At 70.0% G+C, this 12680-nt stretch carries 8 protein-coding genes and 1 pseudogene; 5 read left to right on the top strand and 4 right to left on the bottom strand.

Features of this window, described 5'->3' with window-relative positions; genetic code table 11:
* Nucleotides 1–2 precede the first annotated feature (2 nt).
* A complete protein-coding gene (locus OWM54_RS07925) occupies nucleotides 3–1403 on the top strand; it encodes a class I adenylate-forming enzyme family protein (RefSeq protein ID WP_267697095.1) in 1401 nt (466 codons plus the stop codon).
* A gap of 57 nt (nucleotides 1404–1460) precedes the next feature.
* Nucleotides 1461–6287: a non-ribosomal peptide synthetase gene (locus OWM54_RS07930; RefSeq protein ID WP_267697096.1), complete on the top strand. Its 4827-nt coding sequence runs from the start codon at nucleotides 1461–1463 to the stop codon at nucleotides 6285–6287.
* Here the strand turns inward: OWM54_RS07930 and OWM54_RS07935 are convergent.
* Nucleotides 6284–6589 (bottom strand): hypothetical protein, encoded by a 306-nt coding sequence (locus tag OWM54_RS07935; RefSeq protein ID WP_267697097.1) that lies wholly within the window; start codon nucleotides 6587–6589, stop codon nucleotides 6284–6286. The two genes, OWM54_RS07930 and OWM54_RS07935, sit on opposite strands and share 4 nt — an antisense overlap.
* A gap of 129 nt (nucleotides 6590–6718) precedes the next feature.
* A complete protein-coding gene (locus tag OWM54_RS07940; protein ID WP_267697098.1) occupies nucleotides 6719–9076 on the bottom strand; it encodes a hypothetical protein in 2358 nt (785 codons plus the stop codon).
* 168 nt (nucleotides 9077–9244) lie between these two features.
* Between OWM54_RS07940 and OWM54_RS07945 the strand changes: the two genes are divergently transcribed.
* Nucleotides 9245–10714: a S41 family peptidase gene (locus OWM54_RS07945; RefSeq protein ID WP_267697099.1), complete on the top strand. Its 1470-nt coding sequence runs from the start codon at nucleotides 9245–9247 to the stop codon at nucleotides 10712–10714.
* Entirely contained in the window at nucleotides 10711–11343 is a 633-nt protein-coding gene (locus tag OWM54_RS07950) for a hypothetical protein (RefSeq protein ID WP_267697100.1), read from the top strand. The genes OWM54_RS07945 and OWM54_RS07950 overlap by 4 nt, the downstream gene beginning before the upstream one ends.
* 99 nt (nucleotides 11344–11442) lie before the next feature.
* Here OWM54_RS07950 and OWM54_RS07955 read toward each other — a convergent pair whose 3' ends face one another.
* Together OWM54_RS07955 and OWM54_RS07960 are read right to left on the bottom strand one after the other, a co-directional pair.
* Nucleotides 11443–11877 (bottom strand): RidA family protein, encoded by a 435-nt coding sequence (locus OWM54_RS07955; protein WP_223785272.1) that lies wholly within the window; start codon nucleotides 11875–11877, stop codon nucleotides 11443–11445.
* Nucleotides 11878–11954: 77 nt separating this feature from the next.
* Complete coding sequence (locus tag OWM54_RS07960) at nucleotides 11955–12293, bottom strand: winged helix-turn-helix transcriptional regulator (RefSeq protein WP_267697101.1); 339 nt, start codon at nucleotides 12291–12293, stop codon at nucleotides 11955–11957.
* 106 nt (nucleotides 12294–12399) lie between these two features.
* On the opposite strand from OWM54_RS07960, the pseudogene OWM54_RS43360 reads away from it, so the two are divergent.
* Nucleotides 12400–12585: pseudogene (locus OWM54_RS43360) on the top strand (NAD(P)-binding domain-containing protein); the annotation flags it as partial.
* Between the last annotated feature and the right edge of the window lie 95 nt (nucleotides 12586–12680).

Raw genomic sequence — 12680 nt, forward strand, 5'->3', positions numbered from 1 at the left:
CCATGACCGAGCTCGCTGACATCCCGCTCTCCTCCATCCAAGCGTTCCTGGACCGTGTCCGGGACCTGACCTGTGAGACAGGCACGTCCACGCGGCACCGGGTGGAGCCACTCGCGGAGGCGTGGCGAGCCCATGGACTGAGGCCCGGCGATGTCGTCCTCCTGGCCCTGCCGAACGGAGCGGAGTTGCTCGCGCAGCTCTTCGCCATCCTCGCCGCCCGGGGCGTGCCCGCGCTGGTATCACCCTCCGCGCCCGCCTTGCGACAACAAGCCCTCGTGGAGGCGCTCCCGGCACGCGCGCTCGTGACGATGCGCCGCCCCGCCCCGCTGGCTCACGATGTGGACCGCTTCCACCTGGGAGGCGCGGAGGTCGCCCTGTTCTCGGAGGCACAACCTCCCGGCGCCCAGCCTGGAGAGATGGTGCTGCTCACCTCGGGCACGTCGGGCTTCGCCAGCGGCTGCGTGTTCGACCTGGAGGCGCTCTTCCGCAACGCCCGTCGTCACTCGGACGCCGTGGGCCTGCGTGCGGGCGACACCGTGCTGGTGAACCTTCCGCTCTACTACTCGTACTCGATGGTGGCCCAGGCCTTCGCCTCGCTGCTCCGCGGCGCGGACCTGGTCATCAGCGGCCCCCCCTTCCAGCCCGCGGCTTATCTGCGACTGCTCGCCGAGCAGGCCATCACCGTGTCCGCCCTCACGCCCCTCCTGGTGCGCGCGCTGCTCCAGCAAGGCGGCGCCTTCCCCGAGAGCCTGCGCTCGCTCGGCGTCGGCGGCGACGTCCTCTCCCCCGAGCACGTGGAGCAGCTGCTCCGCCTGCGTCCACGCGGAGAGCTGTACCTCACCTATGGGCTGTCCGAGGCCGGGCCCCGGGTCGCGACCCTCTCGGCCCACGCGGAGCCCCCGCACCGTTACTCCTCCGTGGGACGGCCCCTGCCCGGCACGCAGGTGTCGCTCGCCCCCCGAGGCCCCGGCGGACAGAAGGAGCTGCTGGTCTCCTCGGACACGCTGATGAAGCGGCGCATCGGCCTGGTGGAGGGCGACAAGCTGCACGCGTGGCGCGGTCCCCGGCTGCTGGCCACCGGCGACATCTTCGACATCGACGCGGATGGCTACCTGTACTTCCAGGGGAGGCTCTCCGACTTCCTGGTCCGCGGCAGCGAGAAGATCTGCATGGCCTCCGTGCGGCGCCTGGCCACCACGCTCCCGGGTGTGCTCACGGCGCGCACCCAGGTCGTCTCCGGCACCGAGGGAGATGACTACGAGATGATCCTCACCGTGGCCGACGAGGGCCGACCCCTGGAGCACGTGTCCGAGGCGCTCTCGCGGCTCCTGCGGCTCGCCGAGCGCCCCCGACGCATCCAGGTCGTCTCCGCCGACGGCAGCACCGCCGCCCTGCACAAGTGAGCGGCTGACGCCACGCGCGTCGCCCCCAACCCGTCCCACCCGAGAAGGACCCTTCCGATGACGCTCGCCTCCGCGAACACCGGCAGCAATCAGTCACCTCGCACCCAGACGGAGCAGGTCCTGTGCGAACTCTGGAGCGTGCTGCTGGAGGTCGAGCAGGTCGGCGTCCACGACGACTTCTTCCAGCTCGGCGGCCACTCGCTCATCGCCACCCAGCTCGTCTCGCGCATCAACGAGATATTCCAGCTGCGCCTGCCCCTGCCGAGCATCTTCGATGCGCCCACCATCGCGCAGCTCGCCTCGGCCATCGACGCCTCACGAGGAGCCACCGCCTCCGGCATGGACCTCAAGCTGCGCCCGGGTGCCCGGACGAGTGAAGCGCCGCTCTCCTATTCGCAGGAGCGGCTCTGGTTCATGGAGCAGCTCCACCCCGGGCAGGCCACCCACAACATCCCCCTCTCCTATCGCATCACCTCCGCGCTCGACGTCGGCGTGCTCCAGCGGGCCCTCGACGAGGTCTTGCGTCGCCACGAACCGCTCCGAGTCACCTTCGCCTCCACGGAGTCGGGCCCCATCGCGCGCATCTCGCCTCCAGGCGCCTTCCCGCTCTCCGTCATCGACCTGGGCCACCTCTGCGCGGACACACGCGAGGAGGAGGCATCGCGCCTCGCCACGGAGCAGGCGCACACCCCCATCGACGTCCGCACCGGCCCCATCATCCGAGGCACCCTGCTGAAGCTCGGCGCACGGGAGCATCGACTCCTGCTCACGATGCATCACATCGTGTCCGACGGCTGGTCCGTGGGCGTCCTCCTGCGCGAGCTGCGGACCCACTACGAGGACTTCGCCGCCGGCCGGTCGTCCTCGCTCCCCGAGCTGCCCGTGAGGTACGCGGACTTCGCCGCATGGCAGCGACAGTGGCTGCCCGCACAGGCCGAGGAGCGGCTCCTCCCCTACTGGCGCAAGCGACTCGCCCAAGCCCCCGCCCTCCTGTCGCTCCCCGCGGACCGCCCCCGTCCGCCGCTCCAGCGCTTCCAGGGCGCTCGGCGGACGTTCCACATCCGCGAGGAGACGGCGCTGGCCGTCGATGCGCTCTGCCGCCAGGAGCGCGCCACGCTCTTCATGACGCTGCTGGCGGGCTTCTGCGCCCTGCTCCACCGCTACTCCGGACAAGAGGACCTCCTCGTCGGCTCGCCCATCTCCGGACGCATCCGGCCGGAGGTCGAGGGACTCATCGGCTTCTTCGTCAACACGCTCACGCTGCGCAATGACCTGTCGGGCAACCCCCGCTTCACCGAGCTGCTCGCGCGGGTGCGCGAGACGACGCTCGGAGCCTTCGCCCACCAGGAGCTCCCCTTCGAGAAGCTGGTCGAGTCCCTCCAACCCGAGCGCACGCTCAGCCACGCGCAGCTCGTCCAGGTGATGTTCGTGTTGCAGAAGGCGCCCGCGCTGGAGGAGGACCCGTCCGCCTCACTCCAGCTCTCCGCCCTGGCGGAGCCGTGGGAGACGGACACGGGGACCTCGAAGTGCGACCTCGTCCTCTACATGGCGAGGAGCGCCGAGGGCCTGCGCGCCACCTTCGAGTACGACACGGACCTCTTCGACGAGGCACGCATCGAGCGCATGGCCGGGCACCTCCAGGTGATGCTCGAAGCGGTGGCCGCCGACCCGCACCAGAGGCTCTCGGCGCTGCCCCTGCTCACGCCCGTCGAGCGCAACCAGGTGCTGCGCGACTGGAACAGCGCCTCCGCGGACTTCCCCCGGGACGTCTGCGTCCACGAGCTGTTCTCGCGCCAGGCCGCGAGGACTCCGGACGCCATCGCCGTCTCCTACGGTGGGCAGGACCTCACCTATCGGGAGCTGGACGCGCGCTCCAATCAGCTCGCCCACCACCTGCGCTCACTCGGTGTGGGGCCCGAGGTGCTCGTCGGTCTGTGCGTCGAGCGCTCCGTGGACCTGGTCGTCAGCATGCTCGGCATCCTCAAGGCGGGAGGCGCGTACCTTCCGCTCGAGGCCTCCTACCCCACCGAGCGGCTGGCCTTCATGCTCCAGGACTCCCGCGTCTCGCTGCTCCTGGTCCACGCGTCCAGGCTCCAGCAGCTGCCCCCCTTCGCGGGGCCGGTGGTCCGCATCGACGAGGAACGGGAGGCCATCGCCCGGTGCTCCGAGCTGCCGGGGGTCTCCGCCGTCTGCCCCGACAACCTCGCCTACGTCATCTACACCTCCGGCTCCACCGGACGGCCCAAGGGCAGCGCCATCCTCCATCGAGGAATCGCGGCCCTGCTCTTCCAGACGAACTTCGTGCGCTTCTCGCCGAAGGACCGCGTCGCCCAGGCCTCCAACGCCTCCTTCGACCCGAGCACCTTCGAAATCTGGGGGGCGCTGCTGAACGGGGCTCGGCTGGTCGGCATCACCGCGGACCCGGCGCGTGAGCCTCACGAGCTGGCCGCCCAGATTCGGGACGAGGCCATCACGGTGATGTTCGTCACCACCGCGGTGCTCCACCTGCTGGCGCGGCAGATTCCGGAGGCGTTCCGCGACGTGCACACGCTCGTGTTCGGAGGCGAGGCCGCGGACCCGCTGGCGCTGCGAGAGGTGCTCCGACACGGCCCTCCTCGCCGGCTGCTCAACGGCTACGGCCCCACCGAGTGCACCGTCTTCTCGACCTTCCACGCCATCGACTCACCGCCGCCGCTCGGACAACCCGTCCCCATCGGGCGGCCCATCACCAACGGCCCGGTCTACCTGCTGGACGAGCACCTGAGGCCGGTGCCCGTCGGTGTCCCTGGGGAGCTGTACGTCGCGGGTGAGCGGCTGGGCCGTGGTTACTTCCATCGTCCGGACCTCACCGCGCGCACGTATGTGCCCGACCCCTTCGCCACCCAACCGGGCGGGCGTCTTTACAAGACGGGCGACCTGGGCCGCTATCTCGCCAACGGCCGCATCGAGTACCTGGGCCGCGCCGACCTGCAGGTGAAGATTCGCGGCTTCCGCGTGGAGCTGGGCGAGGTCGAGGAGTCGCTGCGGCAGCACCCCTCCGTGGAGGACTGCACGGTGGTGGCGCTGGAGGTGGGAGGGGACCGCAAGCTGGCCGCGTACCTCGTGCCGCGGGGACAGGCGCCCGCGCAGTCGTCCCTTCGTGCGTGGCTGCGGGAACGATTGCCCGAGCACATGGTGCCGACATCCTTCACGGTGCTGCCCGCGTTGCCGCTCACGCCGAACGGCAAGGTGGACCGGCGGGCCCTGCCCTCGCCCGAGGCGCCCCAGGGAGATGCCTCCACGCAGCAGGCCCCACGCACCTTCACGGAGGAGACGCTGTGCCGGATGTGGGCGTCCCTGCTGGGGATGGCCCGCGTGGGCATCCACGACAACTTCTTCCAGCTGGGTGGGCACTCGCTCCTGGCCACACAGGTGGTCTCTCGGGTGCGCGCCGAGCTGGGAGTGGAGGTCTCGCTGCGCACGTTGTTCGCGGCGCCCACGGTGGCGGACCTGGCCAGGCACGTCTCCCGCGCGGAGCCTCCCGTGACGCTCGCGCGGCCGGTGCCTCCGCTGCGCAAGGTGTCCCGGGAAGGAGCCCTGCGGGTGTCGTTCGCGCAGGAGCGCCTGTGGCGGTTCTTCCAGCGGGCTCCCGAGTCCAGCGCCTACAACATCCCGCGCGCGTTCCGGTTGAAGGGACGATTGGAGGCGCGGCACTTCGAGGCGGCGTTCCAGGGGCTCATCGCCCGACATGAGACCTTGCGAGTCACCTACTCCGAGGAGGACGGAGTGCCGCTCCAGCACCTCCATGCATCGATGGACTTCCCCTTCCGGGAGGTGGACCTCCGAGGGAGGGAGGACCGCGAGGAGGAGGCGCGACGCCTGATGTTGGAGTCCGCGCTGCGTCCGTTCGACCTGACGCGCGGGCCGCTGCTCCACGGGATGCTGCTCCGATTGGAGGAGGAGGAGCACCTGCTGTTCTGCTGCATGCACCACATCACGGCGGATGGCTGGTCCATGGGCGTCATGGCGCGAGAGCTCGGCCGGCTCTACACGGCCAGCGTCACGGGGGGAGAGCATGGGCTGCCGCCGCTGGTCATCCAGTATCCCGACTACGCGGCCTGGCAGCGCGACTGGCTGTCCGGGGCGGAGCTGAAGGAGCGGCTGGGGTTCTGGCAGAAGGCGCTCGCCGGAGCGCCCACGCGGCTCGACCTCCCCACGGACAAGCCGCGGCCCTCGGTGCGGACGTTCAACGGGCGCAATCTGACCGTGGCGCTGGGCGTGGAGCGCAGCCAGGCCCTGAATGCGCTCTGTCGTCAGGAGCAGGTGACGCCGTTCATGGCGTTGCTCGCCGTCTTCGGCGCGGTGCTGGCGCGGAATGCAGGGCAGGAGGAGGTGGTCATCGGCTCGCCCATCGCGAATCGCCTCCGTCCCGAGCTGGAGCCGCTCATCGGGATGTTCGTCAACGGGCTGTGCTTGCGGGTCAACCTCCAGGGCCGCCCCGCCTTCCGGGAGCTGCTCCAGCGCGTGCGCGAGGAGACCCTGGCGGGCTATGCCCACCAGGAGGTCCCGCTGGACCAGGTGATGGCCTCACTCGGGGTGGAGCTGCCCGCCAACCGCCCGCCCGTGTTCCAGGTGATGTTCGTGCTGCAGAACGCACCCACCGCGCCGCTGGAGCTGCCGGGGCTCACGGTCCTCAACGAGCCCGTCAATCGCGGCTCCGTCACCTACGAGATGACGTTGGCGCTGACGGAGACGCCCGAGGGGTTCTCGGGCATCCTGGAGTTCAACACCGACTTGTTCGAGCCCACCACCGCGGCGCGCATCCATGCGGAGCTGTTGGAATCGCTGGACGCCGCGCTGGCGGACCCGGATGCGAGCCTGGGACCGGAAACGCGCGCGGGCTAGAAGCAATCCCCGCAGGCGTAGGTGCTCGTCGGGCCCGCGTCGTAGGACGCCGAGCCCGATTCACAATACAGATGCAGGACGTTGTAGTTCCCGGGCCCGGCGTAGTTGCAGGGCGCGGTGTGTGCCGCCAGTCGCCTGCACTGCCAGAGATAGAGCGAGGTGTATCCCGAGGGACAACTCGGCTCGAGGGATTGCTCCTGTGTGGCATCGGCGGGCGCGGGCGCCTCTGACTCCACCCCACCACATCCCATCAACACACCCGCCACCAGCAACGAGACACCCATCCAAGGCACTCTTCGCATGTGACCTCCGGGAAGCAGTCATGTCCAGACAGCGCGACCATGATAGCGGCCCCCCTGCTCGAAAAGGAAAGACCCGGCCGGCCACGGGTGCCGACCGGGTCTGGATGAACCCGAACAGGGGTTGTCCGCTCAGTGCGAGGCCTGCAACGCCTTGCGCTCCTTGGCGCAGAGCTGGATGAGCTCAATCATGCTCATGCTGCCGTTGCCGGTGTCGAACTTCTGGTCCTTGAAGTCGGGGTACCCGTTCTCCAGGATGCGCCCCTCCGCGATGCAGTCGTTGAGCTGCGCGAGCGCCTCGGGCTTCTTGCCCTTGGAGAGCAGCGCCTTCGCGGTGTCATACGCCTTGCGCTGGCCCTCCTGGAAGCGCAGCTCCACGTCCGCCTTCTTCTGCGGCGCCTGGATCGCCTCCGCCGTCTGCGCGCACTGGGCCATCACGTCTTGCGGCCGGGTGGGAATCCCCTCCACCAGCACGTCCACCCCGGCGAGGCTCGCGTTCTCCTTCACCATCCTCGCGCCCTCGTCCTGGCAGGCCCGGAGCTTCTCCGCCGCGCTCGCGTACAGCTCCTTGCGCTTGCGCAAATCCTTGGTGGACGCCGCCGACGCGAACGCCTTGCCGGCGGCGGTCAGCGCCTCCCCCGTCAGCTGCCGCAAGGCCCTCGCCTGCTTCGCGAACTCCAGCGCCTCCACCAGCTTCAGCCACTCGGCGCGCCCCCGCTCCGCGTTCGCCGCGTAGCCCGCGTCCTGCCGCTCCAGCGCCGCGTTCGCCTCGAAGAACTGCATCACCTCGTCCACGCCCTTCGACGCCGTCTCCACGTCGCCGTCCGTCGCGGAGATGCTCTTGGCCGCCTCCAGCTTCTCCTTCGTCAGCGCCAGTCGCGTGGCCAGCTGCGCCCGGGCGTCCGCCGCGGACAGGACGATCTTCCGGCGGTTGATCCGCTCCGCCAGCTCCGCCATGCGCTCCTTCGTCTCCTTGGCGTAGATGGCGTAGTCGCGGTCCTTCTTCACGAACGCGGCCCCCGCCTCCAGCACCACGCCAATCTGCTTCACGGCGTTGTCCGCCTCCTGCAGCTGCGCCGGGGTGGGAGACTCCTTCTGGATCTGCGTCACGAGCGCCGCAGCGTTCTTGCGCGCCTCGTCCACCTTCATCCGCTGCTGCGTCAGGTCGACCTCGTACCGGCGCCGCTCCATCGTCGCCCGGCCGTCCTTGAGCAGCTGCCGCGCCTCCGCCGCCGAGGGGCTGATGGCCGGGTTCTTCACGTGCACCGTCTCGAGCGTCTTCTCCAGGACGACCATCGCCGTCTTGGCCTCCTCGAACTGCTCGGGCGTCACGGCCCGCTTCTCCACGTTGCGCAGGGCCTGGACCACCTCGGCGCGGGCCGCGTCGAGCGTGCGGACCTGGAGCGCCACCTCCACCTCGACGAGCGTGTTCTTCACCTCGCCCAGGTACTGGCCGATGGCCTGGCTCCTCGCCGCCTGGGGCTCGTACTTGTCCACCAGCTTGCGCGCGACGAAGGCCGCCGTCTTCGCCTCGGCGAGCTGCTCGGGCGTCGGACGGCGGGCCCGGAGCGCCTTGGCGGACGCGCGCAGCTCCTCGTGCGCGGGCTCCAGCTCCACCTTGACCCGGGAGACACCCGCCTGAACGACGAGCTCATCCATCCGGCGCCGCGCCTGGGTGATCTCCGCGCGGGCCTTGTCCGCCTCCGCGCGGTACGCCTTGTCACGCGCCTCCAGCGGCGTGCCCTCGTCGAGCGTCTTCTGCAGGGCCACCGTGGCCTTGTCCGTCGCGGAGAACTTCTCGTCCGACCAGGCCTTGTTCACCTCGGCGAGCGCATTCGCCAGCGACTTGCGGCTCTCGTCCAACAGCCCGCGCTGCTTCTGCGCCGACTGCTGCAGCCACCGCTCGTCGAGCGTCTTCTCGTGGCGGGCGATGGTCGCGTCGACCTCGGTGAGGTACTGGGCGAACTTCGGGTCCTGGCTCTTCAAGGGCCGCCCCTCCTCCGCCAGCTTCTTGAGCCCATCCACCGCGGCGCGCGCCTCGTCCATGCCCTTGGAGCCGGAGTCCTCCTTCACGAGCTTCGCCATCCGCTCGTTCAGGGGCGCGAGCGCGCCGTCGATGCGGCGGCGGAACTCGTGGATGTGGACCTTGGCGCGGCGCTCATCCACGTACTCACGCTGCGTGCGCAGCTGCTTGCGCGCGGCGAGGACGAGCTTGGCGTACTCCAGGTCCTCCGTCTCGAAGCTCGCCCCCGCGTTGAGCGCGTCCTTCAGCGCCTCCACCGCCACGACGGCGGCGTCGAGGTCCGCGTTGCGCGGCGGCTCCACCTCGATTTTCTGGACGGCCGTCGCGAGCGCCGCGCGAGCCGACTCCACCTTCTTCGTGGCCTCCGCGATGGACTTCGCGGCGCCGGGCTCCGGAGGCGCGGCGAAGGCCTCGGCGGAGGCGAGGATGCACAACCCCATCAACACCAGCACAGAAGTACGTACCATTCACACCAACCTACTACAGCGAGGCCGGGGGAGCCCCGGCATAGTGGAAGCGTCCTGAAGGCTGGCGGGAACTGAACGCGAGGTGGGAGACCCACGGACTCCCACCTGGGCCAGCAGACGACCAGGCCCCTGGCCACACGCGCATCCCCGGGCGGGAGTTGGTCTAGCGTGGGCCGCACCCTCGTGCGCCCTCACCTCGTGAAATCCACCGTCTTCCTCCTGCTCGTCGCGGGCCTTCCAGGCTGCGCCACCTCCCCTTCGCGCGTCCGTTCCACCTCGGCGGAGCCCGTGCTCCTCGTCCAGGACGGCGTCACCGCGGAGGCAGCCCGGGGGGTCTGGCGCTCGCGCGGCCATGGGCACGTCCTGACCGTCTCCGCGAAGGACCTGAAGCTGCACCATGCGACAGCCGCCGGCTGCTACCCGCAGCCCGGCGAAGAACCCGGAGCGCTGTCGGGCTTCGTCCACGTGATGCCCGATTCGGCTCCCGACAGCCTGTCCCTCAGCGCCGTCCCCGGCGACACGCGGTACCTCTTCGAGCGGCTCCCCGCCCTGCCCCCGGAGTGCTCGGCGAACACCGAGTGGACGCCACCGCGGCTGTTCGAGCTCTTCGCCGCGACCTTCACGGAGCACTACGCCTTCTTCGCGGAGCGCCACGTGGACTTCAGCGCCCGTGTCGCCGCGCTCCGCCCCAGGGTCACCGACGCGACAAAGCCCCGTGCGTTGTTCGGAGTCTTCCAGGCGCTGACGACGGGACTCGGGGACGCGCATACCCGCATCGCCGCCGAGGTGGATGGGGAGACACTCGGCCACGCAGAGGGAGAGGCCCGGACGCTGGAGCGCGTGGACGCCGAGGGGAGCAAGGCGGGACAGTCATCCCGGGACGCCCAGCGCGCCTGGCTCGCCGCCTACCGCGACGGCATCCTCCAGACGGTGCTGAAGGGCGCGGGCCACCACGTGGCGAACAAGCGCGTCATCCATGGGCTCGTGGGCGACGTCGGCTACCTCAACGTGGTGACGATGGGGGGCTATGTCGACGAGGACGATGTCCCGCCGCGCGAGGAACTCCGGGTCCTCGACGAGGCGCTCGACACGGCGCTGCAATCCTTCCAGGGCGCACGGGCCGTCATCGTCGACGTGAGCAACAACCGGGGCGGACATGACGTCATCTCCCGAGCCATCGCCGCGCGCTTCACCGACACCCGGCGGCTCGCCTACACCAAGGTCCCCTTCAACTCCGACGTGCCTCCCCAGGCCTTCCACGTCGAGCCCGCCTCCGGACCGCGCTACACCGGTCCTGTCTACCTGGTGACGAGCGACATCACCGTGAGCGCCGGGGAAGTCTTCACCCTCGCCATGCGCGCGCTGCCGAATGTCACCCACGTGGGCACCACCACCCGAGGCGCCCTCTCCGACGTGCTCGTCAAGCCGCTCCCGAATGGATGGAGCGTGGAGCTCTCCAACGAGCGCTATCTCGACCCGAAGGGGCAGCTGTTCGAGGCACGCGGCATCCCTCCCCAGCAGGAACTGGAGGTCTTCCCCGAAGACGACCTGCACGAGGGCCACGCCAGGGCCGTGCTGTCGGTGGTGGACGTGGCCTCGGGTCGACGGAACGCAGTCCCTGGAGGCGCTCGCGAATGACGGCGGCCTACGAGTTGTTCCTACGGGAGGTCGATGCCCAGGGACGGGAGCGTGCCGATGGGTTCTCGCTGGGCAACCTTCGACACCTCACGCCGGAAGAGCACCTCCAGGTGCTCGCCACGTTGACGCGGCTGCTCTCCGAGCGGGAGGAACGGGCCCCCGTGGCGCTGGCCCTCCTGGCCCCGACACCAGCCACCGTCACACTGTTGCGTGAAGCACTCCCGCTGCCGTGGAAGCCCGGAGCGAGGCGCGAGTACTTCGACCTGGAGGTCGCATCAGCGCTCGGCGTGCTCACGGGCGAACCGCTGGCCCTGGACCTGCTCGAGGACACCGTGGCCCGAATCCAGGACCCGTGGGCCAAGGGCATCGCGACGGAAGGGCTGCGCCGGGCCTCGCCATCGAGCGATGCCAGCGCGCGTCTGGCGCGGCTCATCCGCACGCGGCCTCGGGAGTCGATGCTGCTCGACGCCGCCGAGATGCTGATGACGCGACATGGCCTGTGGGCCTACGACCTGGCGCACCAGGATGAGCGACTGACGCTCCTGCGCGCACTGACGGAAGACGATGACGCCGCCCGGGACGAAGCCCTCGGGCGGATTCTCGCCGCGCCCGTCAAACCCTGGCCCTGAGTCACCGAGGAGAGCCCGTGGAGCCCCCCCCTCCATCGGCAAGCGTGACGACGAAGGCCGGCCTCGCACGAGGGTCTCCCGAGCCGGAGCGTCGGCTCCTCAGGTCCGAAGGACGGCGACCGCCTCCACTTCGAAGAGCATCCCGTCCAGCGCCAGCCGGGGCACGGGAATCAGCGTACAGGTCGGCTTCATTCCATCCCCCCAGGCCGCGTCCAGCTCGGGGCCGATGATGCGGAGCTTCTCCTCCGTGTGGTCCACCACGAGCATCGTGAGCTTGGCGACGTCGCCGACGCCCGCTCCCACCGACGCCAGCGCCGTGCGGACATTCTGGAGCGCCTGCCTCACCTGGAGGCGGAAGTCGGGCTCCAGCGCGCCGCTCTCACGCTCGCCGCCCTGCCCCGCCAGATAGATGAGCCGGGTTCCGGCCGCCACCTGCGCCACGTGCGAGAAGCCGTAGGGCGCCGGGTCGAACAACCCCTTCGGATTCGTCAGGACCAACGGAGGAGTCTTCGAGGATTCAGTGCTCTGTCCCATGATTCACCTGTGTGGAGTCCGCCCCCAATATGCGGGCCGGCACTCCCGCCTTCAATCGAATCGGACCGGAGACGTCCTCAGTGCGGCTCGGCCGATACCTGGGCCGCGTGACGCAATCCCCACTCCACCAGGGGGTGGGCGGCCTGGGCGAGCGTGAGGCCCGTGGGCGTGAGCGAATACTCCTCCTTGGGCGGCACCTCGTCGAACACCGCGCGGCCGACGACGCCAGCGGCCTCCAGCTCCCAGAGCTGCTCGAACAGGATCTTCTCGCTGACGCCGCGCACCCGACGTCGCAGCTCGCCGAAGCGCACTGGCCCCGCGTACAGCTCGCACAGGATGGCCGACTTCCACCTGCCTCCGATGAAGGCCCGCGCCACACCGAGGTCGCAGTCCGCGGCCGATTGCCTTCGCACCATGTTCCCGTCTCCTCCTCGTCCGGCACTTACAATTTTGTAAGGACTTGTGCCGCGCCGCGATTCATCCAAATAACAGACGCACGCATCCAAAGCAGCGCCCCCGGGGACAGCCGACATGAGCAATCCACGCGGCGACGTGACGGTCATCGGACTGGGCAAGATGGGCTCGGCTCTCGCGGGAGCCTTTCTCCGGGCCGGGCATCGGGTGACGGTCTGGAGCCGCACCGCGAGCCGCGCCGAGCTTCTGCGACAAGCCGGGGCGGTGGTGGCCCCAGCGCGGCGGCGGCGGTAGAGGCCAGCCCGCTGGTGGTGGTCGCGCCATCCTCGAGGTGCCGGAGGTGACCTCGGCCTTGTCGGGGCGCACGTTCGTGCAGCTCAGCTCCAGCA

Source organism: Myxococcus sp. MISCRS1 (assembly GCF_026626605.1).
GTDB lineage: Bacteria > Myxococcota > Myxococcia > Myxococcales > Myxococcaceae > Myxococcus > Myxococcus fulvus.